At 58.6% G+C, this 25,572-nt stretch carries 28 protein-coding genes; 14 read left to right on the forward strand and 14 right to left on the reverse strand.

The features are described from left to right. Positions 1–89: 89 nt before the first annotated feature. The 6 genes from AAF739_15930 (at position 90) to AAF739_15955 (ending at position 6,395) form a co-directional block, all read left to right on the forward strand. A complete protein-coding gene (locus AAF739_15930) occupies positions 90–1,094 on the forward strand; it encodes an AraC family transcriptional regulator ligand-binding domain-containing protein (GenBank protein MEM6384162.1) in 1,005 nt (334 codons plus the stop codon). 115 nt (positions 1,095–1,209) lie between these two features. Continuing rightward, a complete protein-coding gene (locus AAF739_15935) occupies positions 1,210–1,497 on the forward strand; it encodes a DUF1330 domain-containing protein (protein MEM6384163.1) in 288 nt (95 codons plus the stop codon). 201 nt (positions 1,498–1,698) lie between these two features. Then, complete coding sequence (locus tag AAF739_15940; GenBank protein ID MEM6384164.1) at positions 1,699–2,538, forward strand: NmrA family NAD(P)-binding protein; 840 nt, start codon at positions 1,699–1,701, stop codon at positions 2,536–2,538. A gap of 70 nt (positions 2,539–2,608) precedes the next feature. Beyond that, positions 2,609–3,097 carry an anthrone oxygenase family protein gene (locus AAF739_15945; protein MEM6384165.1) on the forward strand — a complete coding sequence of 163 codons (489 nt, stop codon included), beginning with the start codon at positions 2,609–2,611 and terminating at the stop codon, positions 3,095–3,097. 263 nt (positions 3,098–3,360) lie between these two features. Beyond that, entirely contained in the window at positions 3,361–5,229 is a 1,869-nt protein-coding gene (locus AAF739_15950) for a GNAT family N-acetyltransferase (GenBank protein ID MEM6384166.1), read from the forward strand. Positions 5,230–5,240: 11 nt separating this feature from the next. Continuing rightward, positions 5,241–6,395 carry an MBL fold metallo-hydrolase gene (locus tag AAF739_15955; protein MEM6384167.1) on the forward strand — a complete coding sequence of 385 codons (1,155 nt, stop codon included), beginning with the start codon at positions 5,241–5,243 and terminating at the stop codon, positions 6,393–6,395. 49 nt (positions 6,396–6,444) lie between these two features. Here AAF739_15955 and AAF739_15960 read toward each other — a convergent pair whose 3' ends face one another. The 7 genes from AAF739_15960 to AAF739_15990 all read right to left on the reverse strand — a co-directional run bounded on the left by AAF739_15960 (position 6,445) and on the right by AAF739_15990 (position 12,634). Beyond that, entirely contained in the window at positions 6,445–7,098 is a 654-nt protein-coding gene (locus AAF739_15960; protein ID MEM6384168.1) for a potassium channel family protein, read from the reverse strand. Positions 7,099–7,222: 124 nt separating this feature from the next. Beyond that, positions 7,223–8,686: a multicopper oxidase domain-containing protein gene (locus tag AAF739_15965; GenBank protein MEM6384169.1), complete on the reverse strand. Its 1,464-nt coding sequence runs from the start codon at positions 8,684–8,686 to the stop codon at positions 7,223–7,225. 24 nt (positions 8,687–8,710) lie between these two features. After that, positions 8,711–8,896 (reverse strand): hypothetical protein, encoded by a 186-nt coding sequence (locus tag AAF739_15970; GenBank protein ID MEM6384170.1) that lies wholly within the window; start codon positions 8,894–8,896, stop codon positions 8,711–8,713. Between the two features lie 40 nt (positions 8,897–8,936). Beyond that, positions 8,937–9,275: a PepSY domain-containing protein gene (locus AAF739_15975; protein MEM6384171.1), complete on the reverse strand. Its 339-nt coding sequence runs from the start codon at positions 9,273–9,275 to the stop codon at positions 8,937–8,939. Positions 9,276–9,362: 87 nt separating this feature from the next. After that, positions 9,363–10,655, reverse strand: coding sequence for a HAMP domain-containing sensor histidine kinase (locus tag AAF739_15980; GenBank protein ID MEM6384172.1), 1,293 nt, complete (start codon positions 10,653–10,655; stop codon positions 9,363–9,365). Further along, entirely contained in the window at positions 10,636–11,313 is a 678-nt protein-coding gene (locus tag AAF739_15985; protein ID MEM6384173.1) for a response regulator transcription factor, read from the reverse strand. The genes AAF739_15980 and AAF739_15985 overlap by 20 nt, the downstream gene beginning before the upstream one ends. After that, positions 11,294–12,634, reverse strand: a complete 1,341-nt coding sequence (locus AAF739_15990; protein ID MEM6384174.1) for a ferric reductase-like transmembrane domain-containing protein — start codon at positions 12,632–12,634, stop codon at positions 11,294–11,296. Before AAF739_15990 ends, AAF739_15985 begins: the two co-directional genes overlap by 20 nt. A gap of 581 nt (positions 12,635–13,215) precedes the next feature. On the opposite strand from AAF739_15990, the gene soxR reads away from it, so the two are divergent. Both soxR and AAF739_16000 read left to right on the forward strand, forming a co-directional pair. After that, positions 13,216–13,647 carry a redox-sensitive transcriptional activator SoxR gene (soxR, locus tag AAF739_15995; protein MEM6384175.1) on the forward strand — a complete coding sequence of 144 codons (432 nt, stop codon included), beginning with the start codon at positions 13,216–13,218 and terminating at the stop codon, positions 13,645–13,647. A gap of 25 nt (positions 13,648–13,672) precedes the next feature. Then, entirely contained in the window at positions 13,673–13,864 is a 192-nt protein-coding gene (locus AAF739_16000) for a hypothetical protein (protein MEM6384176.1), read from the forward strand. A 4-nt stretch (positions 13,865–13,868) separates the two neighbouring features. On the opposite strand, the gene AAF739_16005 is transcribed toward AAF739_16000, so the two are convergent. Then, the gene (locus AAF739_16005) at positions 13,869–14,582 is read right to left on the reverse strand and encodes a PhzF family phenazine biosynthesis isomerase (protein MEM6384177.1); all 714 of its coding nucleotides are present in this window, start codon (positions 14,580–14,582) and stop codon (positions 13,869–13,871) included. A gap of 189 nt (positions 14,583–14,771) precedes the next feature. Between AAF739_16005 and AAF739_16010 the strand changes: the two genes are divergently transcribed. Then, a complete protein-coding gene (locus tag AAF739_16010) occupies positions 14,772–15,383 on the forward strand; it encodes an HAD-IA family hydrolase (GenBank protein ID MEM6384178.1) in 612 nt (203 codons plus the stop codon). Between the two features lie 96 nt (positions 15,384–15,479). Here AAF739_16010 and AAF739_16015 read toward each other — a convergent pair whose 3' ends face one another. After that, positions 15,480–16,751 (reverse strand): MFS transporter, encoded by a 1,272-nt coding sequence (locus tag AAF739_16015; GenBank protein ID MEM6384179.1) that lies wholly within the window; start codon positions 16,749–16,751, stop codon positions 15,480–15,482. A 322-nt stretch (positions 16,752–17,073) separates the two neighbouring features. Between AAF739_16015 and AAF739_16020 the strand changes: the two genes are divergently transcribed. Continuing rightward, a complete protein-coding gene (locus AAF739_16020; protein MEM6384180.1) occupies positions 17,074–17,223 on the forward strand; it encodes a hypothetical protein in 150 nt (49 codons plus the stop codon). Between the two features lie 51 nt (positions 17,224–17,274). On the opposite strand, the gene AAF739_16025 is transcribed toward AAF739_16020, so the two are convergent. Then, positions 17,275–17,658, reverse strand: coding sequence for a nuclear transport factor 2 family protein (locus AAF739_16025; GenBank protein MEM6384181.1), 384 nt, complete (start codon positions 17,656–17,658; stop codon positions 17,275–17,277). A gap of 94 nt (positions 17,659–17,752) precedes the next feature. On the opposite strand from AAF739_16025, the gene ftrA reads away from it, so the two are divergent. After that, on the forward strand, positions 17,753–18,733 hold the full coding sequence (gene ftrA, locus AAF739_16030; GenBank protein MEM6384182.1) for a transcriptional regulator FtrA: 981 nt from the start codon (positions 17,753–17,755) through the stop codon (positions 18,731–18,733). Positions 18,734–18,766: 33 nt separating this feature from the next. On the opposite strand, the gene AAF739_16035 is transcribed toward ftrA, so the two are convergent. Further along, positions 18,767–19,777 (reverse strand): hypothetical protein, encoded by a 1,011-nt coding sequence (locus tag AAF739_16035; protein ID MEM6384183.1) that lies wholly within the window; start codon positions 19,775–19,777, stop codon positions 18,767–18,769. Positions 19,778–19,913: 136 nt separating this feature from the next. On the opposite strand from AAF739_16035, the gene AAF739_16040 reads away from it, so the two are divergent. After that, positions 19,914–20,900, forward strand: a complete 987-nt coding sequence (locus tag AAF739_16040) for an AraC family transcriptional regulator (protein MEM6384184.1) — start codon at positions 19,914–19,916, stop codon at positions 20,898–20,900. Between the two features lie 717 nt (positions 20,901–21,617). Here the strand turns inward: AAF739_16040 and AAF739_16045 are convergent. Continuing rightward, on the reverse strand, positions 21,618–22,502 hold the full coding sequence (locus AAF739_16045; GenBank protein ID MEM6384185.1) for a LysR substrate-binding domain-containing protein: 885 nt from the start codon (positions 22,500–22,502) through the stop codon (positions 21,618–21,620). A gap of 83 nt (positions 22,503–22,585) precedes the next feature. On the opposite strand from AAF739_16045, the gene AAF739_16050 reads away from it, so the two are divergent. Both AAF739_16050 and AAF739_16055 read left to right on the forward strand, forming a co-directional pair. Next, positions 22,586–23,797: a permease gene (locus tag AAF739_16050; GenBank protein MEM6384186.1), complete on the forward strand. Its 1,212-nt coding sequence runs from the start codon at positions 22,586–22,588 to the stop codon at positions 23,795–23,797. Further along, the gene (locus AAF739_16055) at positions 23,794–24,309 is read left to right on the forward strand and encodes an N-acetyltransferase family protein (GenBank protein MEM6384187.1); all 516 of its coding nucleotides are present in this window, start codon (positions 23,794–23,796) and stop codon (positions 24,307–24,309) included. The genes AAF739_16050 and AAF739_16055 overlap by 4 nt, the downstream gene beginning before the upstream one ends. Positions 24,310–24,399: 90 nt before the next feature. Here AAF739_16055 and AAF739_16060 read toward each other — a convergent pair whose 3' ends face one another. Together AAF739_16060 and AAF739_16065 are read right to left on the reverse strand one after the other, a co-directional pair. Beyond that, on the reverse strand, positions 24,400–24,756 hold the full coding sequence (locus tag AAF739_16060; protein MEM6384188.1) for a cupin domain-containing protein: 357 nt from the start codon (positions 24,754–24,756) through the stop codon (positions 24,400–24,402). Between the two features lie 271 nt (positions 24,757–25,027). Beyond that, positions 25,028–25,402 carry a hypothetical protein gene (locus AAF739_16065; GenBank protein ID MEM6384189.1) on the reverse strand — a complete coding sequence of 125 codons (375 nt, stop codon included), beginning with the start codon at positions 25,400–25,402 and terminating at the stop codon, positions 25,028–25,030. Between the last annotated feature and the right edge of the window lie 170 nt (positions 25,403–25,572).

Consider the following 25,572-nt stretch of genomic DNA (forward strand, 5'->3'; position numbering starts at 1 on the left):
GAAAGAGACCCGCACCAAGAAGCGAGTGACCGTCAACGACCGGCGCTGTGTGCCTTTTTCACGGTCAACACCGCTGGTAGAACACCGGCATGGGTTCCGTAACTTCCCTGTTCGTTCGCAAGATGGTGGCCGGCGCAGAGCCGGGCGTCGATGGGCGATCCTATCTGCGGTCCGTCGGTATCGATCCTGACGGTGATTGGGATCCCAAACAGATGATCACGGACGACGCCTATTATGGCTTGCTAGAGGCGATTGCCGACGAAATCGATGTAACTGGGCTGCCGGTGAAGGTTGGTCATTCCATGTGCTGCGACGAGTATGGGGCGCTCGGCCTGGCGTGGAAGGCGGCGCCTACGCTTCGGGGTTCGTACATGCGGGTTGAGCGCTTCGCTCGGATCTGGACGAGTATCGTCGCCTACGAGATTCAACCGTTGGACGATGGAATTGTCTGGATCGAACACCGTGCCGGGGAACGTCGCCTGGGCATGCGGCTATCGGTCGAAGCGGACATGGCAAGCGCAGTTTCCATTAGCCGCCAGGTATCGCCAGTCCCGTTCCGGCCAGACGCCGTCTATTTCAAACATGCTGCGCCCAGAACGCTTAAGCATCATGAAGCCTACTTCGAGTGCCCGGTGCATTTTGAAGCGCAGTATGACGGCCTGGCAATCTCCAATCAGGCGCTCGATCAGCCGAACAAGCTTGGCGATGAAGGCATAACCCGGTTTCTGTTGCCACACCTTGAGGGGGAGCTCTCCGACGTAAAGGACGAACCAACGCTCGGAGAGATCACCAAGGACGCAATCGCCCGCGCACTGAGCGAGGGTCCGCCCAAGATGGAAGAGATTGCGCGTGGTTTGGGGTTCAGCGCACGGTCTTTCCACCGTCGCCTCGCCGATCATGGGCTGACCTTCCAAATGCTCGCTGAGGAGACCCGTCGCGAACTGGCTGAAGGGCTGCTGCGCGATGAACAATACACTCTGGCGGACGTGGCATTCCTGACAGGGTTCTCCGAGCAGAGCTCCTTCACCCGGGCATTCAAAAAGTGGGTTGGGCACACACCCGCAAGCTACCGCAAGGCGCAGGCCGGCCTCTGACATCGCCGTTTGGCGATATATGTCAAAACGCTGGCAACACCGGTCAAGCCAACGGGCGGGCGCCGATGCCACCTTTCCCTCGTACTTGAAATCCAAGCCAACGAGGAGAACCTCAATGTCTGCCTACCTAGTTGCGAACATCACTGTAAAGGACGCCAAAAAGATGGAGGCTTACGCTGCCGCTGCCGGCCCAACCTTGGAAGCCCACGGCGCAGAATTCATCATGAGCGGCAATCTCGCCGATAACCTGTCGGGCAAGTGGCCTGTCGAAGGTGTCGCCCTTGTCCGGTTTGAAAGCATCGATGCCGCGCGCACCTGGTACAACTCGCCAGAATACACAGCGCTGCGGGACCTGCGTGCATCCGCGGCTGATATGGATATTGCGCTGTTCAACGCGGCCTAACACACTGTAATCCTGACAAGTCCCCGAGACGTCTTCAAGGGCGGCGCTGATTTCCAGCGCCGCCTTTTCCTTGTCTGGAATGCTCCGCCGATATTGGCGACGGATGTCAAAACGCTGGCGAAGCCGGTCAAGATCGTAAAGCGTACCTCCGGCTAACCCTTGGTTGTCTTTGAAACAACGCAGCAACCAAGGAACACAACCATGATCACTGTCACCGACACCCAACCCATCCTCGTCATCGGCGCCAAGGGCAAAACTGGCTCGCGCGTCGCCGATCAACTCGAAGCGCGAGGCCTGCCGGTCCGCCGTGGCTCGCGCAGCGCCGACATCTCGTTCGACTGGGACAATGAAGAGACCTGGGCGCCCGCCCTCGAAGGCATTCAGTCCGCTTATGTGACCTACTTCCCCGACCTTGCCTTCCCCGGCGCTGTCGAAAAGCTCGAAGCGTTCACCGCAACCGCTAAGCAGATGGGCCTCAAGAAGATCGTTCTGCTCTCGGGGCGCGGCGAGTACCACGCTGGACGCGGCGAAGACGTCATCAAAGCTTCGGGTATCCCCTTCACAGTGGTCCGCGCCGCTTGGTTCGCGCAGAACTTCTCGGAAGGTTATCTCCGTGACCCAATCCTCGCAGGCATGCTGCCGATGCCGGGCGGCAATATGGTCGAGCCGATCATCGACGTTGATGACATCGCCGATGTGGTGGTCGCAGCCCTCACCGATGACCGTCATCTGGGCGAGGTCTATGAGCTCACGGGCCCCGAGCTTCTGACGTTCAACGACATGGCCACGATCCTGACCGAGACGCTCCGTCGGCCCGTTCAGCATCTGCCGATCAGCTTTGAGGACTTCCACGCCAACGTGGCTGAATCAGGCGGCGAGTTCGTCGCTGAGGTGTTCACCACCATCGCACGCGAGACCCTGGATGGTCGCAATGCCCACCTCGCAGACGGCGTGCAGCGGGCACTGGGCCGTGAGCCTCGTAGCTTCGCGCAGTATGCCGCCAAAGCTGCCGCAACGGGCACGTGGACCATCGCTGCCTAGTCGCCTCAATCGTCACGGGGAGGCACCAGTCTCCCCGACCCTCTCCCTCAGATCACAAGGACCCATAGCCATGTCTGGACTCTTCCTCTTCATCGCTCAGTTTTCTGTAATCGCCTACGCCATCGTTGGAGGCATCTTCATCGCCTTCTCAGACTTCATCATGCGCTCGCTCGCCCGGACCTCCGGCACCGGTGGTGTCGAGGCCATGCAGGTCATCAACCGCGAAGTCTTCCGCTGGGTGTTTATGGTGCTGTTTTTAGGACTTGCGCCAGTCTCGCTCGGCATTGCGCTGTACGGGGTTGTCGCCGTTGGTGGCACCACTGGCACCCTACTTGCGGGCGCCGGCCTCACCTACTTCATCGGGTGCTTTGGCGTGACCGTCGCCTTCAACGTGCCGCTTAATGAACGGCTCGCAAAGATGAGCCTCGCCGATGCCTCAACCAGCATCTTCTGGCAGCAGACCTACGTTCCCCGTTGGACCTGGTGGAACACGGTTCGCGGCATCGCTTGCGTTGTCTCAGCAGCGCTGATGCTCATGGCGTTGCCCGAGCTTTTCTAACGTGCGCCAAGGCGTCTCGTGGGAGCAAATGGAGCTGCCTCAGGTCCACATCCATATCATGTCCTGAGGTCACCGGATGCCTGGGCTCAACTGGAACCGGGCCGATTGGAGTTCGCACCAAGTGTGTTGAGCATCACCTCGTCCACCGCTGTTTCAACTCTACAGTCTCCCACACACAAGGTGACCGATCGCCCAATGCTGATGGCGTCGTTACCCCATTGTGAGCGCATCAGACGTGTTTGAAGGCCTTGAGGGGATGGAAAATGAACAGCGCCGCGGAGCTTGTTGCGTATACAGACGCTGAGCCTATCTCACCGGCTGAAGCGGCGAAGATGATCCAGCCGGGGCAAACCGTCTTCCTTGGTTCCGCTTCGGGGACACCGCGGACCGTGCTGACAGCGCTGGAAGCGCGGATGCCGCCGCCGCCAGACGTCACGCTCCTGCACTTCTTGACAAGCGGGGCTTATCAAGCTGCCGCTGATCATGCGCAGGAACAGGGTGCGAAGACAGCTTTTCGACATCGCGTTTTCTTTGTCGGATCTGACATCGCCCCGTTCACGTCGACAGGCAAGGTCGACTACGTCCCCATGCGTTTGTCGGAGGTCCCGCGCCTTCTCGAAAACGGGCGGATTTCGGTTGATGTCGCGATCATTCAGGTCTCGCCGCCTAATGAAAATGGCTATGTCAGCCTCGGCGTTTCGGTCGACATCACCCGGTCGGTCGTTCGCAACGCGCGAACGGTCATTGCCGAGGTAAACCCGCAAATGCCGTTCACTTACGGGGATACGTTCCTTCACATCTCCAATATCGACGCGATGGTTGAGGTCGACCATCCGCTGCCGACGTTCGACCACACCATGGCAGACGACGTAGGCAAACGGATCGCCGCCTATGTCGCCGGTGTGATCGAGGATGGTTCGACGATCCAGTTCGGGCTTGGCCGTGTTCCTAATGAGGTGATGCGGCACCTTTCCGATCGTCGCGATCTTGGCATCCATACCGACGCCGTCACCGAAGGCATTCTGGACCTGATCGCATCGGGGGCCATTTCCAGCAACGCAAACGCAACGCACGGCGGTAAGATCGTTGCGAGCTACTGCGTGGGAAGCGAAGCGCTCTACCGCTATGTCGATCGAAATCCACTGTTCCAGTTTTATCCGATCGAAGAGGTTTGCGATCCTGTCGCTATCGCGGCTCACCCGCGTATGGTTTCAATCACGCAGGCTTTTGCCATCGACCTCACAGGTCAAGCCTGTATCGATCAGCTTGATGGCGAACTGTATGGAGGGGTCTCAACCCAGCCCGACTTCATGCGCGGAGCGAGCCGCTCACCGGGTGGCAAACCCATCATATGCTTGAGCGCGCTTGCAGAAGATGGCGTGTCGTCTCGGATCAGACCGCATCTGCAGGCGAACGATGCGGTCGGCATTCCAAGATCCGACGCGCACTATGTGATCACCGAGTACGGTATCGCCTACCTGTTCGGTAAGTCGCTTGGCGAACGGGCGCTTGCGTTGATTGAAATCGCCCATCCAGACCACCGGGCCACTCTCCTGGACTATGCAAAGGAGGCTGGCCTAGTGAGCAAACGGCAGCCCAGCATCCACGCGCGATCATACCCGATTGAAGCGGAGGCCGGGATTACCTTGCGGGATGGCCGTTCGGTGATGGTTCGTCCGGCCCGTGCGTCAGATGCTGTGGGTTTGCAGACGTTGTTTCATAAATTGCCGGCGGAAGACGTTTACGCTCGCTTCTTTCAGAGACTGAAAAGCCTCCCCTTGGAGGCCGCCCAGAACCTCTGCAATGTCGACCACACGCGCGATGTTGCTTTTGTCGCGGTAACCGGTCCGCGTGAAGACGAGAGAATCGTCGGAAGCGCATGCTACTTTCTGAATGAGACCAGCAACCTCGCTGAAACGGCATTCATTGTCGATCCAAACTGGCAAAGCACCGGCTTGGGGAGGCATATGCAAAACAAGCTGCGCTCCCACGCGGAAGCACGCGGCATCAGAGGCTTCATTGCAGAGGTGCTGACCACCAATGAGCGCATGCTTCGCTTGGCGCGAGCCGCGACACAGGACGTATCGGTGTCGCGGGAAGAGGACTGCTACCACATCACAATGCTGTTTTAGCGGAGCGTCCCGTGTCCGATCGTCATATGTACACACAGGGCGAAACCATCTTCAGAAAAGGTGACCCCGGAGAAGAGCTTTTCGTGGTTCTGTCGGGGCGAGTCGGCGTGACCGATGTGGATGGAGCTGGACCGGGTGTCGTCGCCGAGTTCCCTTCGGGTGGCGTTTTTGGCGAAATGGCCGTCATTGACCGACAGCCGCGCTCAGCCACTGCCGTGGCACTAGAGGACAACACAAGCCTCATGGTTCTGGATGCTGCACGCTTTGTGTACCTGGTGTCACAACAACCGGGTTTCGCCCTGTTCATCATGGAGACGCTCAGTTCCAGGCAACGCGGCCAGAAACGCGAGGCGGCCGAGCCTGTTTCGCAGAGCAACGCACCACCAGAAAAGGCCTACGATATCATCCAAGTCGGCAACGCGATTTATCAGTTTCGCGCACGAGGCCGATCCTGCAACGCATACCTGCTTGATGGTCCCAAGCGATGCGTCCTTGTCGATACGGGCCTGCCACTTTGGGCACCAGCGCTGCACGAAGCTCTTTCCTCGATAGGCAAGACTGCCTCGGACATCGATCAAATCGTGTGCACCCACGAACATTTCGATCATATCGCGGCGGTCCCATCTTTCGGCGGAAGGCCCATCGTGTCGGCAAGCAACCTGGCGGCAAACAAAATTCGGCTCAAGGATGAATTTGCAACGATGCAGCGCGCGTTCGCCCAATCTGTCGAGCCGTTTGCGATCGACGTTGAGTTGACCCCCGGAAGCCGGATTGAAACCGGCCAGCACCGTTTGGCGGTCTATGCCACGCCGGGCCATACATCCGGAGGGATTAGCCTGTTTGAAGAGGACAGCGGTATCGCGATTGTCGGCGACACCGTGCTGAAGGGTGGCGCTGTAGGCGGGGTTTTTGGCTCAGGTAACACTAGCGATCTTGTCTTCTCGCTCGATATGCTCGCCGGCCTTCGGCCGCGCTTGCTGCTACCGGGGCATGGGCCCATATCAGACGAGCCCATGAGCGATATCGCTTTGACGCGAGCGCGGTGTACCGAGCTGCTGGGCGGAAGCCAGAACGTGTTTGAGAAATTGCAAGCGGATGCGACGATCAACCGGGTGATTGGATCGTTCCGCGACATGAACCGGCAATGGCTGGGGTTATCGGGCTAGACCATTTGTTGACCGAACACCTGGGCTGCCCTCGCTCACCGGGCTAACTCTAATTTCCCCCAGACCGGGCATTTGCTGCAATGCCCGCCGAGAACGTGCCGACCACCGCGCCAACCAGCACGGCGATGTAGATCAGCCCGATCGTCGCTTCGAAGACCGTCAACATCTTGGTGGCGTCGGATGCCGGCACGATGTCCGCCGCGCCAAGTGTCGTAAGGGTGGCGAAGCTGTAATAAAGGAGATCATAGCGCCCGGAGACACGATCGTGGGGCGCGAACGCCTGCGGATCAGCCTCGAGAACAAGCCCGAACACCGCTGCAAAAAACATCCCGATGAGGATATAGGTGCACGCTGCAGCGAACACGGTATCGAACGTGACGTCCGATAGGCTCCGAACCATGATGTGGAAGTAAAGCGCTGTAGCCGCGGCGAAGCACGCGGCGAACGTTGCGTTTTCGATGAACGCGGCACCAGGCAGCAACTCCTCCACCGCGATAGCGGCGAGAATGCACACTCCCGCAGCGACAGCCCAAAGCCGAAAGCGCTTTTCGATCAGACCTTGCAACGTTACCGCGGCGAGCAACGTCAGCGCCAGCAAACCGTCCGTGACCAGATCGCCCACCGTTTCATAAGGCAGGATCGGGACGAGCCAGAAATTAAGGCTGAGGATCACGAAGAACCAGACGTTGCTTGATCGGAGCATGTGGCTTTTATCGCTGCTGACACGAGAGCAATGCATCACGCCGCTATCGTGTGATGTCCACAGGGCAATGGTAACTGGGAAGATCACCAAAGGTGCGTCGTGCGGACACAGAAAACGGCCAAGTTCAAGTGACCGTAAACTGGCCCATCATGCCGCAGTCCTCATGCTCGAGGATATGACAGTGGTACATGTAGGGCGTATCGACGGTAGCCTCGTGATTGAATGTCACAAGAACCTCAGACCACCCCTCCTCAACGTGGACCATATCTTTCCAACCTTGGGCGTAAGAGGGCGGCTCGGCACCGTGTTGGCTTAAGATCCGGAACGAGCACCCATGGATGTGGAAGGGGTGGAGCTGATCATCGACCGAGATGCGCCAAACCTCAGTCTCGCCTTTGCGGACTTCCTCATCGATCCGATCCATGTTCATCGGACGCCCGTTAATAGCCATCGCGCCATTGCCGCAGATGTTACCCCAAGCCAGCGCGAGGGCCGCAAGGTCGGCGCCGGTATCCATCTGCAGCTCAAATGAGCGCGTGACTGTCGCTTCAGTTGGATCAGGCGGACTGAGGTTTGCCAACCGGTTTGGTATTGATCCCTGAAAGCCGGTTTCGCCATTCTGGGTGAGCGTTATCGCGGTCGTCTGGTTCCGGCCACCCAGTAGGCTTGCGAGAAAACCACCATTACCACCGTCCAGATCAACGACCAGCGCGTTACTTTGGGCCGCCCCCATGTCGACAAGAATTTCATACCGCTCCCCCGGTGACATCACAATGCTCGCCGTTTCAACAGTGGAAGCTAGGAAGCCGCCATCTGACGCGATGACGAACAGTGGGCCGCTTTCCATGGACAGCTGGAGAAAACGCGCGTTACAGGCGTTAAGTATGCGCAGGCGAACGAGACCGTCCGGTACGGCCTGCATAACGGGCGCGATGGCTCCATTGACCACAAGCGTTTCGCCCTGGAATCCATCTTCAAAAATTTCGCCGGTCAATTGGTAGGCCATTTCCCCAGCACCATTGAAGGCCTTGTCCTGCAGGATGATGGTGAAGTCGTCAGTGCCATAGGTTTTCGGCAGGTCGGCAGAAAGGCTCGCCTCGTCTTCGACCAACAAGACCCCGGCAAGCCCATTGTAGGTTTGCCGCGCGGTTTTCCCGTGGGTATGCGAGTGAAACCAATTCATGGAGGCGCGCTGATCAATAAACACATCAGGTGACCATGTCCCGCCATCTTCAATTTCCTGATGCGGACCACCATCAACGCTGCCGGGCACGTGCAATCCGTGCCAATGCAAAGCCACGACATCACCAATGGTGTTCGTAACGTCAAGCGGCAGGGTTTGACCCTGCTGGGCGCGGATCACCGGCCCAAGATAGCTGCTGTTGATCCCGAAGGTCTGGCTGATAGCGCCGTTTCCAAAGTCATGGGTGGAAGGCGCCAACAGAAGGGGGACACGGTTTCCAATCCCGTCGACGAGATCGGTCAGTGGCGGCAGCGGAAGCGCACGAGTTGCACCTTGCGCTTGGATTGGACTGGCCACACTCACGCCCAAAGCGGTGCTTCCGATCAAGAACTCACGTCGGTTCATGCCATCATCCAGGTTTGCGTTTCATCAAACGTCGATGGTGGTTTGCTTGGCCGCCGACGCGGTCGCGATAAAAGCTGCAAGGCCGCCTAGCAGAGCGACAAAGGCCAACACTCCAACGACAGCCAGACCAACGCTCGCAAAGAATGCGAAAGCGGCCGCAGCGAGGACCAAACTAGCGACGGTTAAGGCAGCATGCTTCAAACGGTTCATGAGATTTCATTCCAGAAAGTTTTGTTTCTAAGGGCGCGGCTCAACCGTCTGTGTCAGAGCCAGCGACAGGGTCATCGGACGGATCGTCGTCTGTCCACTGGTTCAAAATTTCACCGGTCTCGGCATCGACCTTGAATTCGATCTCTTCACCGGCTGCATTGACCACCTCAATGTCGTAGGCCGCTCGACCCTCAAACTGGTCAAGCTCAGCCTCACCAATTGTCCCCGTTTGCGCTTCCAGGGCGATGGCAATGGCCTCTTCAACGGAAATGGTGGGCGCTTGCGGTGATGTTTGGGCCAACGCCAGAGGCGCCGACAAAGGCGCTGCAAGCATGCCGAGGGCAAGAGCAAAGGCGAATGGCTTTGACGTGGTGATCATATCAGGCTCCAGGCTAAGGGGCAGAACACATGCTCCGCCGATAGCGTGAAGCTAATCACCCAACTTTGCCGGTGCCTCGCACCAGCTTTACAGTTTTGTAAGTTCGGGAAATCGCAGCGAAACCGTCAGCCCTTGCCCGTTAGGACCATCGGCAAGCGACAGAGTTGCCCCGTGAAGATCGGCGACAGCGCGAACAAGCGACAGGCCGAGGCCGAAGCCCTCGCCCTGACGGGTTGTCTCTCGTTGGTAAAGCGGCTGCAGGACTTTTTCGCGCTCAGCAAAGGGGATGCCCGGCCCATCATCGCTTACCGAAATATGCGTGCCAAAAACACGTATCCGCACCGTCTTACCACCAACGCCGTGGCGAAGGGCGTTCTGCAGAAGGTTGGCAAAAAGCTGGACCAACATGTCATCATCCCCGCTGATCGCTGCAGCGTCTGCCGCTTCGACCTGAAGAACCCTACCGTTTGCCTCAACGACCGGTCGGAAGGTCTCCTCAAGACGGCGTATCAAGTCCATGAGATTAACTTCGGCGAACGCCTCGCGCCCCGCCCCACTCTCAATGCGCGCCAAGCGCAGCAGGGCTTCAAACGTCGCCGTGATCTGATCGATTTGCTCAAGCGCCTGTCCCAGTTCATCCTCGCTTACCGCCCTTCTTTCTTCGGCGAGGCGGACGAGGCTCGTCTCCAGCTTTGCGCGCAAGCGTGCCAGCGGCGTACGGAGATCGTGGGCGATGTTCGATGATTGCACACGCATCTGGGTCATCGCGTCTTCGAGCCGTTCGGCGGTCATGTCGATCCGTTTGGCGAGCAGAGACAGGTCATCCTTCGGCCCGGAAAGATTGATGCGTGTGTTGAGCTGGCCTTGTGCAATTCGTGCCAAACCCAGGTTGATCGCACCAAGCCGCGCCTGACTGCGACGCGCGAGCCACAGCCCAGCAAAGGCACTGGCAATCAGCGTGGCGAAAAACGTCAACTGCATCCCACCGGCTAGGATGTCGCGAAGCTCTTCCTGCCTTTCGGTGTTCTCACCCAATCGGATTTGGCCCTGTGGGCTCATGCGAACCAAGTAGCGGAATTCGATGCTACGCGGCGCGGCGCTGTCGATCGTCTTAAAGCCCTCAGCAAACGATCCGTTGGTCATTTCGGCGGTCTGCCCAACCCCTGGGTCCGGCAGAGCTTCCCCTCGCGCCAGGGCCTGCTGCGCAACCTGCATGCGCATGATCAGCCGCTCATCAACCGCACGCAGCATCTCGCGCTGAACAAGCCAGTAAGTCCCACCCCAGGCGACGAGGGTTATCAATGAAAACAGGCACAGCAGCCAGAGCGTGTGCCGAACCGCGGAAAGGCTTAGCGTCGCTCTAGCGCGGTCGAAAAACATACCCCGCCCCGCGAATGGTTCGGATCAATGTATCGCCAAATGGCTTCTCAATTTTGCCACGCAGCCTGCTGATGTGCGTTTCCACCACGCTCGTGGTGGGGTCGAAATGCATGTCCCAAACCTTTTCAAGCAGCATGGTCCGTGTCTGAACGCGGCCGTTCGACCGCATGAATACTTCCAGCAATTGAAACTCTTTTGGATTGAGGTCGATGGCCTGGCCCTGCCGGATACAAGTCCGCTTGTGCAGATCAATCGACATGTCACCTTTGGTAAGCTCTGAGGACCGCTCTTGGTTTCCAGTCTGCCTGCGCGTGATGACCTCTATACGTGCAAGCAATTCGCTGAAGGCGAAGGGCTTCGTCAGATAGTCATCGCCGCCCGCAAGGAGACCTTCAACGCGATCATCAACGTCCCCTTGGGCGGTGACGAAGATTGCCGGCGCAGCGATTTTCGCTTGGCGTAGTGACTTCAGAACAGACAACCCATCAAGGCCAGGAACCATCCGGTCGAGAACGAACACGTCGTAGTCGTGCCGCATGGCCGCCGCCAGCGCCTGCTTCCCATCAGCGAACAGATCGACGACGTGCCCCGCTTCGGTCAGCCCCTTTTCCATCCACGGCCCAAGGGTCCCGTCATCTTCAAGAACCAGCAACCGCATGGGTGAGACCTTTTCTCCCGGCAATCCATTGTTGAGCCACATTCAACACTGGCTGCCCGATATAGATCAGATCGTTGATGCCGTATGCACCACGGAAGTCAAAGCGTTCGGTGTGGACGCGCCCGTTCATACCAGCAGCTATCCAGACTGTTTTCACCAGCGTTTTCAGGCCTTCGGGTCCACACAAGTAGACCTGCGTGTCTCTCGCCATCGCCCGGACGATGCTCGCCAAGCGGCCTTCGGTCAAACGCTCGCCGCCACTATCAAACAGCACGACAAGATCCACTTGCGGCAAACGAGCTGCGTGCCGCTCCACATCATTGATTGCTCCGGCACTCTCGCGCGAGCGAATGCAGTAGATCAGCGTGACGCGTGGGCCGCTATCGGGCTGCATATGCTCGAGGGACGCTAGGAACGGCGTAATACCAACGCCACCAGCTACCCAAAGCTGCTCGCTCCGCTTTACACCGATCTGGGGCAGGAACCGTCCGGCACCTCCGCCGAGCCGCAACTCGTCGCCGATTGAAACGTTGCGAACGAAATCGCTGGTCCAATCGCCTGCAGCGCGAATGATAAAGCGGCGAGACGACCCATCTCCTCCCGCGATCGTGAACGGGTGCGGTTCGGCTCGAGCATGATTATTCGCCAGCGTTGCGAACTGGCCTGGTCGAAAAGCCAGCAATGGCGCAGGCGCAACTGCTCGAAGCGTCACATCCATACCGCCGTCGAAGGGTTCGGCGCGTTCAACAGTCACCAGCCGCGTGGGCGTCCGCTTGCGCAACAACGTCTGGGCCCAGGCCGCCAATCCGATGGCCGAAACGATCGCCATAAGCGTCCACGGAGCAGCACCCACAGCAAGCGGGCTTGCAACAAAAAAGGTATGGTAGGCCGCGAGCAGGAAGATGGGACCCATCAACATGTGGCTCGCCTTCCACACGTGATAGGGGATCGCGCGCACCAAGGCGGCCGCTGTCATGATGATCAGCCCAAAGGCCGCGACGGTACCGACGCCCTCCCCACTTTCGGCCAGCATCGGTAAAACCCCAGCGCCAACCGATGACGCCAGTGCCCAGTGGCCCAACGCGCCGCCAAGGGCCAAGAAACCAAGCCAGCGGTGGGCCACGTAAGACTTGTCAGGTCCACCCATCAGCCAGTCGACGATCCGCCATCGCGCCGCGAGGATCAGTGTCAGCGCCATGGATGACATGGACAGGGCGCCGAGGCCTGCTGGGAGAATGTTTACGAGGGGAACAAATGGCGCGACAAAAGCGATATGGGCCAAGACGAACGTGACCGCGATCACGATGGGTCTTTTCGACATTGGGGGCTCCAGCTTTAAACTGAAGCAAAACTAGGCGCTCAATCTCAAGCCAGCCTTTTCGCAACTATACAATTCTGTAAACTCAATGGTGGAGAAATTGGAAGCCGCCACCTTGGTTACCCTCGTCACCGCCAGCAAGTGGCAGGAGGTTAGCGGCGACTTTGATTTTCGCACGCAAAACGTGCGCAAGGGGACCGTTAAGGGGCCTTCTACGGGTGCCTTCCAAAAAACTGGTTCTTGGAAGATTCGCTGTTGCGCAGGTGCCTGACACAGCCACGCGCCGTTCAAGTCGAACGCCGAACAGCGTATGACCTGCAGGATTCTAGGACGATTTGGGCGGCAACCTAAAGCTTCGCGAATTGAGGCAGTTTCTGGCAGCATGGCACAACCGGTTTTCAGAATAACCAGCCTTGGTCAGCCCGAGCAACCGTGTCGCGTCCGCATTCCCCAGGCAGCTCGCAAACGTCTCTGCTGAGTATCTAAAGACCGCAACCGGGCATCGGAATTTTGGCGCGAGCGTCCGCTCTTGACCGCACCTTCTTTCTAGCCTCAAGTATAGTTGAGGTTAGGGAGGATTTTATATGCCGGTCAGAGCGTTATCCGTTGGCCAAGTAGCCGCGAGAAGTGGGTTGCCCGTTTCCACCCTGCATTTCTACGAAGAGAAAGGGCTGATCAGTTCTGAACGCAATGCAGCAAACCACCGGATCTACCAACGTGAGGTTTTGCGCAGGATTGCGATCATCAAGGTGGCGCAAACGGCAGGCATCTCGCTTGCGGACATCAAGCAGAGCCTTTCAGTGCTTCCGGCAGAGAAGTCGCCCAGTATCGAAGAGTGGGGCGAGCTTTCAGCGGCCTGGCGCGATGACCTGACACGGCGGATCGATCAACTGACATCGCTCCGCGATAAAATGACCGACTGCATCGGATGCGGTTGCCTCAGCATCTCAAAATGCGCGCTCTTCAATGACGACGACCATCTGGCCGGTCGCGGGGCCGGTGCTCACTTGCTTTAGCGCCTCACCTTTGGAGCGATGGAGCTTGACGCAACTAAATGCGCATCTCGCCCACGCATACCTCAACGCAGAACCCGCGAATGCGTACCGGGCCACAAGGCGCCAAGACCCTTACGCCTATCTCGCTGCGGCGTCCCATCTCAAGGCCCTGAACAATTTCAAGCTCGGCACGAGCGATGCCCATCGCATCGGCCAACAACGCGCCCAGCGCCGCTGATGCACTACCCGTCGCTGGATCCTCGGGCAGATGGCCCAGAGGGGGAGAGAACACGAGACTGAACGGCGATCTCCGCTCCCTTGCTTTCGACGACTACGAAAGCGCAAATGGCAAAGTCATCGACTGTTTGGGGACCCTTTGCTGCCGCTTCCTTGAAAGCCTGAACATCGCAGGTAACGGATGCGAGCGCATCAGCACTGTCGAGTTCCACGAAGGCGAAGGGCAACCCAACGGACGCCACGATAGGTGGGAGGCGGGTGTTCCCAATCTGCCCCTTGGATAGGCCAAGGCACCTCGCCACCATTTGAGGGTCAACGGGACCCAGTCTTTCCAACGCTTGCGGTGCCTCGATCTCGGCCCCAACGACCGTTCCATCCTCCCAAGTCGGCCAAACCGATACGTCGCCGCCCATTTCATCGAACACAGCCTCTCTTGGAAGAGGTTGCACCGCGGCTGTCACCTCACGGCCCATCACAAAGGCGGTGCCAATGTTTGGATGGCCTGCAAAAGGGATCTCCGTAGATGGGGTGAAAATCCGGACCTGTGCGGCGTGTGCGTCCGACGCAGGCGGCAAGATAAAGGTTGTCTCGGAGAAACCGAACTCGCACGCTACGTTCTGCATCTCTTCGGGGCTCAGAACACGTGCGTCATGAATGACGGCAACAGGGTTCCCCGCGAAACGCTTTCGCGTGAACACATCGACGATGCTGTACGTCACCTTCTTTTCGTTCATCATTGATAATGAGGTTTTCAGGCGGGGTTGGTGGCAAGCCACATGGACCGCTTCATTGGCTCGCCCTTTCTTTTCTGCCAAGCCTGGGTGCAAGCAAATCATCTAACTTGAGCCCTGCCATCAGCACGATGGTATAGGCGAACAACAGTTGGTCGATCGAGAAAGGCGAACCAGTTGTCAAAATGCGTCATGCTCGATGTTGACGGCGTTCTTGTTGATGGCCGGCCCAGCGATGGACGCCGATGGGACCATTCGCTGTTTGAGGATCTGGGCGTTTCATCTCAAGCTCTTGTGAGTGAGTTCTTTGCCGCAGACTGGTCCTCGATTGTCGTGGGCGAAAAGGAGCTCTTGCCCGCACTTGAAAGAACCATGGCCAAGATCGCGCCCAGCGTTAAAGCGACGGACTTGGTAGACTACTGGTTCAGGATGGATTCTCGCATTGTCGAGGCCGTTCTTGCAGACTGCCGACGACTAAGGCGAATGGGCGTCCCGATCTATCTTGCAACAAACCAGGAGCGCATGAGGGCGCGATACCTGATGGAAGACATGCAGCTTTCGCAGGAAGTGAATGGGATTGTGTTTTCCGGCCAGCTGGGTTTTCGCAAACCGCAGGCTGAATTCTTCCGCCGGGCCGCAAAGGCCATTGGCCATGACCCTGATCAGCTTTTGCTGATCGATGATACCATCGCAAATGTTGACCGTGCGCGCGCAGCGGGCTGGCAAGCCGTCCATTGGGATGGCTCATCAACCTTGTTGGAGATAGTTGAGGGTTTCATCAGACTGTAAACACTCAGGTGCGGGGAAAGTCGGCCGCGTTACGCTGCCCGACGAACGCAAGGGACTGGCATCGACGTTACTGGGCACAACGCTCTTCTCCGGCAGCTAGCCATCTCCGAAACCTTTGCGCAGATCCTTCCATATCACCGCGGTGAGAACCAAGACCGCCACGCCGCCCGCCAAGAAGGGAGCCAGCAGAGCGGTCTCGCGCGCCGCGAACCCTTCGACCATCCGGACAAGCAGGCCTGAACCGAGGAGACCAAGAGACATCATTCCCCAGGAAAGCAGCCGATAGATGCCGTTCACTCGACCGAGCAGGTGGTCGGGGATGGTCCGCTGCTTGTATGAGATCGAAACTACATTCCAAAAGACGCTGCTGAACTCGAAGAACATGAGGACGAAAGCAAGAGTGAGCCCATCGGGCGCAAAGCAGATGCCCGCAAACGCGATGGCGGAAGCCAGCGACGACCATTGCGCCGTCCGGCCTGGGCCGAGATTTCTGATCACCCGCTCGGCAATGAAGCCAGCAGCGACGCCAGCGCCAGCGCCCGCCGCAAGAACGAGGCCGTAGAACCGAGCGTCGAGCCCAAGGTTCTCCTGCACATGCAGAATGAGGGCGATGATAACCATCTGATGGAAGAAGTTCCAAACGGCCGTCGCCCAAGCCAGAACCCGCAAGAAGTGGCTCTGGCGAAGAACGTCGAAACCTTCGCCAAGCTCCTCTTTCCAATTCCGCTCAGCCCGCTGAGCGGGCGTAAATTGACCCTTTAGGGTGTGAAGCACCCCTAGGGCGGCCAGGACCAAAAGCGCGTTCGCCGCGAACGGAACCCATACGATCCATGCAATCAAGAACGCGCCAACGGCTGGACCGAGCATGGCGTTGCCAACCAACTCTGCGGAATAGAGCCGCGCGTTGGCACGCTCCAGATCGGCTTCGGGCACGATCGCGGGGAGTATCGATTGCGTCGCGGTGTCGCGAAACACCTCCGCAGCTCCAATGGGGACGGCGCAGGCAACCAGAATTGCAAATAGGGTGGGTTCGCTTGTTCCGCTGTTTGTTGGTGGTTGAAACGGCTGCGCCATCCAAACCGAAACTGCAGCCAGACCGAAGCCGACGGTGCGTAGCGCATCCATGGCGAGGATCAGCCGCCTGCGGTCTGTGCGATCGACGATGAGGCCGGCAGGGATCGAAAGCAGTAGCCACGGAATACGAAGCGCCACCGGTAAGATCGCCACTAGGATGGGGTCTCGCGTCAGCAGAGAGGCGAGCCAAGCCCAAACGACCAGCGCAATCCCGTCCGCAACATTGCTTAAGCCAGTTGCACTGATCAGTTTGGCAAGGGCGGTTCGTGAAGAGGTCGGCTGGTTTGGAGGCATCGCGCTGCTCGAAAATAGGGACGAGCTGGCCTCCGTAAGGGCTCAAGTGCACTTGAGGGCAAGAGCAAAAATTGGAGGGATCACCTGCAGCGGCGATCTTGGGTGTCGCTGCCGGGTACCAGTGGCGTTCCGGCTACATTCATCGAGGCGGACCGAAACATCGGTATGCTAATCACCGGGCGATAGGCGGGCGGGCCACGCGTTCAAGGCGATGGCCTGAAATCGGGGGACGCCGACGGTGGACGCAATGCACTTCCGCTGCACGGGACGACGCCTGGTCGATTACCCGAATCTATGGCGTTTCACGCGGTCACTGTACCAGATGCCAAAGTTCAAAGAGACAGTCGAGTTCGATGAGGGTCGCTTCGGCCACTGCATCAACGACGGCGATGACAATCCCCACAGCGTTATCGGACAGCAACCCGATATCGAATGGCAAAGCGTAGAAGGGCTAGACGATTTCCACCCTTAGTCGTCGAGGGCTCACGCCAATCACCGCCGGATACCTTTTCGGTGCTTTCTTTCAAACAGCCTGGTCGACCACCGCCTCGAGATGCCAGATCTTGGACACAATCTTCCAGCCGTCCAGGCCTTTCAAAAACCCCAAGTGATCGACGAATACGTTTTGATGCGCGCGGATGCGGATTTTGACCGTCGCGCTGATCGGGGACAAATAGTCGATCATGAGGATTTCGGCTTCTCGGCTTTGCCCGACGCTTGCCGGCGAGGTACGGGACCCAATGTCCCGACTGAAACTCTCGATCGGTTCGACAAAAATCTCACCCTTATCTGCATCAAACAGGTTGGAGCTTTCGTGAAAGACCGCATCAAGCTTAGCAGTATCGCAGTCGTGGATCGCATCGAAATAGGTGTCGATAGCTGTAAGAAGATCCATCTCAGTGGCCATGTGTTCATCTCCAATTTTGTTGATGCCCATGGCTTGCCACACGGATCGGGGAACAAGTACTGGCAGAAATGACATTGTCAGGTCGTTTTCTGCCATGATCCCTGTTGCACCCAACACACCGTCCTCCGAACCGCTTGTTTGCGTTCTTCTGTATGATGGATTGTGCACCTTCGAATTTGGCATCGCCGTTGAGCTTTTCGCTCTCCCGCGACCGGAATTTGATGCTTGGTACCGGTTCACGACTGTCAGCGCCGAACCTGGATCTGCGCGCGCTATGGGAGGGATCACCTTTGAAGCAGAGAGCGGTTTAGAGCGCCTTGCCGAAGCGGACTTGATCCTCGTCCCCGGGTGGCGTGGCGCTGACGAAGATGTGCCCGAACAGCTGTGCACAGCACTGCAGGACGCCCACCGAAGGGGTGCTCGGATAGCATCGATCTGCTCCGGAGCCTTTGTCCTGGCCGCGTCGGGCTTGTTGGACGGCAAACGCGCGACAACCCATTGGCGCTACGCCGAAAAACTCGCCGCCAAACATCCGCAGATCACGGTCGACAGTGATGTCTTGTATGTCGAGGATGACCGCATCTACACATCTGCCGGCTCAGCCGCTGGCCTCGATTTGGGCTTGCACATTATCAGGCAAGACTATGGCGCGCGCGTCGCCGCCAGTGTTGCAAGACGCTTGGTTTTACCCGCGCAAAGAGACGGCGGACAGCGCCAGTTCATACCGCGTCCCGTGCCCGCACTGCGGGTCGGCTCGAACTTGGGGATGCTCCAGGACCGGGTGAGAAGCACTCTCGACGAGAGCTGGTCCGTCCAGCGGATGGCAAAAAGCGCCGCGATGAGCGAGCGAACGTTGGCGCGCCGCTTCGACCAGGAGGTCGGCCAGACCCCTCTCAACTGGCTCCGCTCGGAACGCGTTATCCGCGCGACCGAGCTGCTAGAAGAGGGTACGATACCCTTATCCGACATCTGGGAAGCTTGCGGCTTTGGGTCCGCGGAAAGCTTCCGACGCACCTTTCGAGAGAGGATGGGTGTTTCACCAAAGCGCTACCAAGAGCGTTTCGGCTCAGCCTGACTGCTTGAAGCGCTAAGGCCTTTGTGTCTGCCTTTAAAGGCCAAGTTGCTCCAGCATCAATTTCGCGATCCTATCGTGGATCTCAGCGCGGTCCGATCCATCCGGGTCCGTGCAGACCGGATCGTCGTCCTCCACCGCCAGGATAGCTTCGGCAGCAGCGGTACATATCGGCATCGCGCTGAAGTGGTAGGCGGGCTCGAACTGCTCGATCCGCGCATCCTCCAGGAAACCAGATAAGCCGCTCAAGCCAAAGTCAGTAGCCAGCATCCGATCACCCTCACCGCCGAAGCCGATCAGGAGCACTGAGGGCACGAGACCTGCAACATCTGATGGCTCGAGCCCCCAGACAAAGCCCGGATCAATGGCGGTAACGTGCGTGACCCGGGCATCGACGTAGCTTGCATTCCACAAGGACGGATCGATGGCTTGCATGGCGACGCCCTCGGACAAAAGCAGGCCGCAGGCTTCCATTTTCGGCAAAGCCCGACAGGCCTCGACGAACCCAGCATGATTGCCTCGTGCGCCACCAAGGGAAAGTGCTGTCCACCCACCGAAGGAAAAGCCAGCCGCCATGACCCGCGACATGTCGAGCCCGCCCGCGAAGCGTGGATGCTCGACAATCGCATCAAGGGCCGCACTCATATCTTGAGCGCGCGTCCAGTGCGCCACCCCTTCCGACATGTCGAAATCGCCCCAGGTCGAATTGGGGTGGTTGACCAAAACGGTAATGACGCCGCCTTCCGCTAGTGAGGCACCCAACCAAGCCTGCGAGCGATCCGTTCCACCCATGCCATGGCTGAACAGAACGATCGGATGTTTCCCGGCCGTTAAAGGAGCATCGAAGTAGGCAGGGAGGCCTTCGAACACGGGATTGCTCGCGTACATGGATGGCTGCTCGGTCGGCGCACTTGGATACCAGATCGCGACGCGCGCAGCGTCTTCGTGGTGAGGCAAGTACACTTCGGTGATGTGTAAGCCTGGTTCATTGGCTTGGGCGCTCAAAGCGCAAACGGTTAGCGCAGCTGCGGCGAGGATCAGTCTCATCGTGCTCTCCCATGAGAAAGGGGCTTGAGCCTGTTTCAACACCAACAAGGAGGCCACCGGCGTCCTAGATCCGGTTTTAGGTCGCCACGATCCGGATCTGGGACTATTCCCTGCCGCACCCTAGTCACGGAAAACGATGCCGACCTTTCCAATACCGATTTTCGTCGCCCTGGTGCTGGCCTTCGCAAGCCTGCGTCTATGGCAGCAGCGGGGACGGGCAGATGCCATGGTGCTGCTGCTGATCCTGTGTGCCGCGCAGTCGCTTATCATCGCGCTGAACCAACACTACGGCTTTCCGGGTTTGAGTTTGGTGCAGCCCATCACAGCATCGTTGGTCCCGGCGGCGGCGTGGATCGCGTATCGCGATACGAACTGGCGAACGGGCACCCCGCAAGTGCTCGGTCCGATAGCCGTTCTAGCGGCGCTCTTCATCCTGCCGCACGCCATCGATCTGCTTCTGCCCGGGCTGTTTGTGTTTTATGGAGTCCTCATCCTGCACTCCGCGAAAGCCGGGGCGGATACTCAGCCGAATGCGCTTTTGGCCAGCGGTGATCTGACCGCGCGTATCTGGCGCGCGATCGGCGCGCTTTTGATCGCGTCCGCCTTCAGTGACGTCTTGATCATCGCGACACAGTTTGCCGGGTACGGCGAGCTCAAGCCGTGGATCATAAGTGTCTTCTCAGTCGGCAACTTGCTCATCATCGGCTTGTTGAGCCTTTCATATCATCTGCAGACGATCGCTGATGATGGCCCTGCACCGCAGCATGCGCGGCAAGTCGCTGACCCCGACCTTTGGGATCGCATCCAGACCTACATGAGGGAGCGCAAACCCTATCTCGACGCCGATCTCACACTGACCCGGCTTTCACGGCAGATCGGCATACCCGCCAAATCGCTATCAGCGACGATCAATCGCGCAACCGGCGGCAATGTCTCCAAATATATCAATCAGGCGCGAGTAAGCGAAGCGCAGCGGGCCATGCTGAGCGGGGATTCCATAACAACGGCGATGTTGGCGTCTGGCTTCAACACTAAATCAAATTTCAACCGCGAGTTCCTGCGGGTAACGGGTGTCAGCCCGAGCGCATGGCTCAACGAGGCGCAGAGATCGCATTCTATTTGAGCAACCGGTCTCGATAGCCTTGGAAACGAGGGTCTGGCGCCAACTGGGTCCCTTGAAGAGCATTGTGCTCACGTGAGAAAGGCGAGCGCCACCTCCGACACGGAACTGCGTTTTCAGGCTGCGGCAGGTGGCCTGCACCAGCGATCGTTGCGTTTGGTCTAGCTTCCAAGTGGTCATTTGATCATCTGTTGAAGCCGAGAAACCTGTCACAAAGACCCAATACCCAAGCCACGGCCATTCATTATCTGGTGTTGGGTGGCGGGTTGGCTTGGGCTGAAATCAGCAGCGCACGGATTCTGGGTACGGATTGCCGTTCCGGCTGCACCAATGCTGTTATTGGCTGCTGCCTGCGAGTTCGCCTACGCGGATGGTGATATCGGCCTGTTCTGAAACAGGGCCGACGCAGACATGACGGCCACTCCGGCGCAGTTCTTCACCTGTTTGGATGTCTCGCCTTTGTCTGTCTGTTGGTCAGGCGGGTCCAGTGTTTACGTCGCAAGCCGGTTACATCGTGACCGTATCAGACGTTCTGTTCGGCCCGTCTTCTATCGGGAGACCTAACAGATCACCATTTGGCTGGCCCTCATCGTACTGATCGCGGGCTTGGCCTTCGTGCGGTTGAGCGCTGGGCTCAGCGGCCAAAATGATCCAACTGGGCGAGGCCGTTGACACACGATGTGGCTATAGTCCGGAAAACGTTCCAGCACTGTCTTCGCTTCACGTCTGGCCCCTGAATTGCTCCTGTAGCCAGCGTTGAACAGCTTCCACCGCCTGTGTTGTCGGGATGCCCGTTGGTCGAACGAACCAGTACGCGTAACTGGCATCCAGGGAAACGTTGAAGGGCGCAATCAGTCGCCCGGCGGCGATGTCGTCCTGCACGAGCTTCGACCGCCCAAGTGCGACCCCCTGGCTTTCCACGGCCGCCTGAAGGATCGCGGCATCGTCTCCTAATCGCGGGCCGGGTGGCGGCGGTTCTTCACACCGTGCCGCACGGAACCAAGCCTGCCAATCCTCTGGGATGTCGCCACACAGTAGCGTCGCGCGATAGAGATCGCTTGGTGCGTTCAAATGCAACGTGCGCCGATAATCCGGAGAGCAAACGGGCGTGACCGTTTCGGCCCCCAGCTTCACCGCTTCCAGTTGGCCGGATGGGGAAGGGCTGTAGCGAATGGCGGCATCCACCCCCTCGGCGGCAAAATCCACCAGATGCCGGGAGGCAGCGATGCGCAAGTCGATCCCAGGATTGCTTTGCAAAAACGCACCAAGTCGTGGCGCGAACCATCGCGCTGCCACTGAGGGCAGCATGGACAGGGTGACGACTTGCTCAGAACGGCGCGCGTCGGCCACAGCGGACCAGGTTCGAGACAAGACATCGGACAATTGACCCGCCAAACGCGCTCCCGCTGGAGTTACGGTCAGCCGCGCGCCATTCCGGGTGAACAGAGAAACGCCAAGGGTGGCCTCAAGATCGGACACTTGCCGCGAAACACCACTTTGCGTGATGCCAAGTTCTGAACCAGCGGCCGTGAAACTGCCCAAGCGCGCAGCAGCTTCAAAGACCTGCAAGGATCGCAAGGGCGGTTTGGCATGAGTCAGATGCATGCTGGCACTCAACTTTTCTCATTATGGCTTGGCTTCCTATCAGAGTAGCATGATTTGAACTCAAGATGTGGAAGGCAACGCATTTGACCGATACCTCGTCGATAGGCGCAATGGCTGTTCGCCCGAAACGGCTCATACCGGATCTGCCACTGGTGGTCTGGATGGTGCTTCTTACGCTAGCGCTTGGCCTGGGTGGCGGCTTAGGCGCCAATGATGTTGTCGCAGGCTTCAACACCGGCTTCGGGCGTGCACTCGGTGAGTTCGCACTGATCCTTCTGCCATCCTTCACCTTGGCGGCTGCGCTCACAAAAAGAAACGTTGGGTCTGTTGCCGCAGGGCGGACGGCTGCAATCGTTTCGCCGGTTGCAGGTGCTGGAATGATCTGTCCTGATACGGCCTATGCCGCCTTGGCTCCGGCGGCAGGTCGAAAGAAGCTGGACGTCGCGTTCGGGTCCTATGCTGGGTTCAAGCTCCTTTATCCTGCGGGGCCGCTGATTGTTGCCTTGGGTCTCGGCGTGCCCGGCGCGGTCGGTAGCGAACCGATCCTGCTGTTTGTCTATGGCTTGCTGCTCGCGCTTCCGGTCTGGATCATGGGCGTCATTTGGGGACGCGTGACGTTTAGGCTTCCAGATGCAGAGCCTGGTGAACGGGCGCTGCCAAGCGACCAAAACCTTCTCATCACCTTCGCTCCGTTCGTATTGATGTCGGTGCTGCTGCTTGCGGGCGGGGTCATCGACAGCACGGGATCGGGTCTGGTCGACTTCCTTCTTTTGCCGAAGGGCGCGCTGATGTGTGCTGCGGTTCTAGCATTGCTGCAGATGCCCCCAGGCATACGGCGCGATTGTCTCGATAGCGCCGTCCGGCGGACCGCATCGTTGTTGTTGGTTATCGGTGCAGCCAGCGCATTCGGCGCAATCCTCACAGGGATGGTGCCGCTCGACAGGCTGGTACCGACTGGGAGTGGCATGCTGACACTGGTCGCGCTCTTTACGTTATCGGTCTTATTCAAGCTGGCTCAGGGCTCGTCCATGGCCACCTTCGCTGCGGTTGCTCCCGTTGCCGGTCCGATCGTGGTCGCCAGTGGCATGAGCAGTACCGCCGCCGTCTTCGCGATATGTCTTGGATCGTTTATCGCAATCCTTCCCAATGACAGTTTCTATTGGCTCGTTCGCCGTGACGCGCTGGCGACGGAAGACAATGAATGGCGCGCGATCTTCATCCTGACAGGTGGCGCGGTTCTGCAGGCTGTCGTCGGCATGGCAGTGCTGCTCTTGGCCGTCGCGCTGTGGGCATGACGGCGCTCACGATCCGGGCGCCCTTCGAAAGCGATGCTGCTGCCATCGCGACGATCGATGCTCAGGGTCTCGCAACCGGGCATGCGTCCTTTCGCGAAACCCCGCATGACTGGGAGAGCTTTGTGGCCAGCTTTATGGTTGGGCGCGGATTGGCTCTGGTCGCGCAAAATGGCGATGACATCGCCGGGTGGTGCGGCGTCGCCCCGACTAGCGTTCGTGCGGTCTACCAAGGCGTCGGAGAGATCTCCGTGTACGTTGCGCCCGCCAGACAAAGGCAGGGCATCGCACGACACCTTATGGCAAAGATGATCGTCGCTTCAGAGCGGGCGGGTTACTGGACGCTGGTGGCCCAGATTTTCCCGGAGAACAGAGCCAGTTTGCTGCTCCACAAAGGCTTGGGCTTTCAAGTCGTCGGCACTAGGCGCAAGCTTGGACAAATGGGCTATGGTCTGCTTGCGGGCCGCTGGCGTGACGTCACGATGTTGGAGCGGCGCAGTCCGCTGATCGGCTGAGAGGCTCCTTCAGGGCACCGAAAGCTCTGTGCAGGTTGGCGCACGCCCTCCAGATAGAAGCGGGAAGCCCGCGAATACGGCCAAACCCCATCAAATGCGCGGTTTTGGCGCAGCCTCGCGATCAGCGTCACCGGAATTGGGCTCCCCTTTTGGCTCGATCAGCAGCACTTTCACTTCATTTTCTGCTCGCGGCCGATGGACAACGCCCTTGGGTACAACGAACAGCTCACCGGCTTTGACGGTGTGAGAGGGCTGTCCTTCAATATCCATCTGCATCTCGCCTTCCAAGACATAGAAAAAGTCGTCGGTGGTGTCGTGCTTATGGAATGGAAACTCTCCTATGAACTTCACCACCATCACATCGTTCTCATTGTAGTCAGCCACGACATGCGGATCCCAATGCGTCGAGAACTGTCCCAGCTTCTCCGCAAGGCTTACTGATTTCATGGGTGACTTCCTTCTAGATCGTATTGCGGGAGGGTTCTCGACATGAAACCGGCATGCCCGTTCCCGGCTGATCGATGATCCGGTGACAGCAAAAGGCAGAAGATGGCGTCAGAAGACGTTGCTTGAGGTGCAAACCGCTTCCGAAGGCGAGCCGCCAACGATCAACCGTCACCGCGAACATGATCAGAACTGAAAAATTCGATTAGAGCGTCTGCCGTTTCTCTAGGGGCTTCCTCGGGTAAAAAGTGTCCACATTTCAGCCCCTTGCCTGTTACGTGTTCCGCCTTTTCCCACCATAGCTTGGCACATCATACCAGCGTCCGATCAGGCCATTCGCGCCCCACAACAGCAGCAAGGGCGATGCTATCTTTCTGCCTGAATCTTCGGTGCCGTGCTCGAGATCAATGGTTGCAGCAGCGCGATAGTCTTCGCACGTCGCACTGATACAGCTTGGGTCAGCAAACGCATCAGCATATTCCTGGTAAGCATCTGGGTGGAAAACGTCGGTTCCACTTCTGCCCCATGCGCTCAAAATACTGTTCAGATAAAAGCCGGGATCAGCTCCGATGAGCGTTTCGGGAAGCGGCGAGGGCTGAATCAAGAAAAACCAGTGGTAATACCCTGTCGCAAACTCTGTGTTTGTCATCTGGTACATGGTCGCCGTGCGCACGATGTTGACGGGACCCCGGTGGCGCAGCCACCTGCTATGTAATCATGGCGTTGCTCTCGATGGAAGGCTGATCTGGCTGGAGTTTCCACACAGCGGAGGCTAGATCAGCGGGCACTATCGCTTCCGGGGCCGGCGATCGGTAACCT

It is taken from the genome of Pseudomonadota bacterium (assembly GCA_039024915.1).
Taxonomy (GTDB): domain Bacteria; phylum Pseudomonadota; class Alphaproteobacteria; order Rhizobiales; family MH13; genus MH13.

What these genes read in the sequence shown, in the direction of transcription:
- AAF739_15940 (MEM6384164.1), top strand. Translation starts at nt 1,699, where the DNA reads ATGATCACTGTCACCGACACCCAACCCATCCTCGTCATCGGCGCCAAG.
- soxR (MEM6384175.1), top strand. Translation starts at nt 13,216, where the DNA reads ATGCCGGTCAGAGCGTTATCCGTTGGCCAAGTAGCCGCGAGAAGTGGG.
- AAF739_15950 (MEM6384166.1), top strand. Translation starts at nt 3,361, where the DNA reads ATGAACAGCGCCGCGGAGCTTGTTGCGTATACAGACGCTGAGCCTATC.
- AAF739_15970 (MEM6384170.1), bottom strand. Translation starts at nt 8,896, where the DNA reads ATGAACCGTTTGAAGCATGCTGCCTTAACCGTCGCTAGTTTGGTCCTC.
- AAF739_15935 (MEM6384163.1), top strand. Translation starts at nt 1,210, where the DNA reads ATGTCTGCCTACCTAGTTGCGAACATCACTGTAAAGGACGCCAAAAAG.
- AAF739_16065 (MEM6384189.1), bottom strand. Translation starts at nt 25,402, where the DNA reads ATGACAAACACAGAGTTTGCGACAGGGTATTACCACTGGTTTTTCTTG.
- AAF739_16040 (MEM6384184.1), top strand. Translation starts at nt 19,914, where the DNA reads ATGCCGACCTTTCCAATACCGATTTTCGTCGCCCTGGTGCTGGCCTTC.
- AAF739_16045 (MEM6384185.1), bottom strand. Translation starts at nt 22,502, where the DNA reads ATGCATCTGACTCATGCCAAACCGCCCTTGCGATCCTTGCAGGTCTTT.
- AAF739_15990 (MEM6384174.1), bottom strand. Translation starts at nt 12,634, where the DNA reads ATGTCGAAAAGACCCATCGTGATCGCGGTCACGTTCGTCTTGGCCCAT.
- AAF739_15975 (MEM6384171.1), bottom strand. Translation starts at nt 9,275, where the DNA reads ATGATCACCACGTCAAAGCCATTCGCCTTTGCTCTTGCCCTCGGCATG.
- AAF739_16020 (MEM6384180.1), top strand. Translation starts at nt 17,074, where the DNA reads ATGCCAAAGTTCAAAGAGACAGTCGAGTTCGATGAGGGTCGCTTCGGC.
- ftrA (MEM6384182.1), top strand. Translation starts at nt 17,753, where the DNA reads ATGATCCCTGTTGCACCCAACACACCGTCCTCCGAACCGCTTGTTTGC.
- AAF739_16060 (MEM6384188.1), bottom strand. Translation starts at nt 24,756, where the DNA reads ATGAAATCAGTAAGCCTTGCGGAGAAGCTGGGACAGTTCTCGACGCAT.
- AAF739_15980 (MEM6384172.1), bottom strand. Translation starts at nt 10,655, where the DNA reads ATGTTTTTCGACCGCGCTAGAGCGACGCTAAGCCTTTCCGCGGTTCGG.
- AAF739_15965 (MEM6384169.1), bottom strand. Translation starts at nt 8,686, where the DNA reads ATGAACCGACGTGAGTTCTTGATCGGAAGCACCGCTTTGGGCGTGAGT.
- AAF739_16025 (MEM6384181.1), bottom strand. Translation starts at nt 17,658, where the DNA reads ATGGCCACTGAGATGGATCTTCTTACAGCTATCGACACCTATTTCGAT.
- AAF739_16015 (MEM6384179.1), bottom strand. Translation starts at nt 16,751, where the DNA reads ATGCCTCCAAACCAGCCGACCTCTTCACGAACCGCCCTTGCCAAACTG.
- AAF739_16055 (MEM6384187.1), top strand. Translation starts at nt 23,794, where the DNA reads ATGACGGCGCTCACGATCCGGGCGCCCTTCGAAAGCGATGCTGCTGCC.
- AAF739_15930 (MEM6384162.1), top strand. Translation starts at nt 90, where the DNA reads ATGGGTTCCGTAACTTCCCTGTTCGTTCGCAAGATGGTGGCCGGCGCA.
- AAF739_15985 (MEM6384173.1), bottom strand. Translation starts at nt 11,313, where the DNA reads ATGCGGTTGCTGGTTCTTGAAGATGACGGGACCCTTGGGCCGTGGATG.
- AAF739_15960 (MEM6384168.1), bottom strand. Translation starts at nt 7,098, where the DNA reads ATGCTCCGATCAAGCAACGTCTGGTTCTTCGTGATCCTCAGCCTTAAT.
- AAF739_16035 (MEM6384183.1), bottom strand. Translation starts at nt 19,777, where the DNA reads ATGAGACTGATCCTCGCCGCAGCTGCGCTAACCGTTTGCGCTTTGAGC.
- AAF739_15945 (MEM6384165.1), top strand. Translation starts at nt 2,609, where the DNA reads ATGTCTGGACTCTTCCTCTTCATCGCTCAGTTTTCTGTAATCGCCTAC.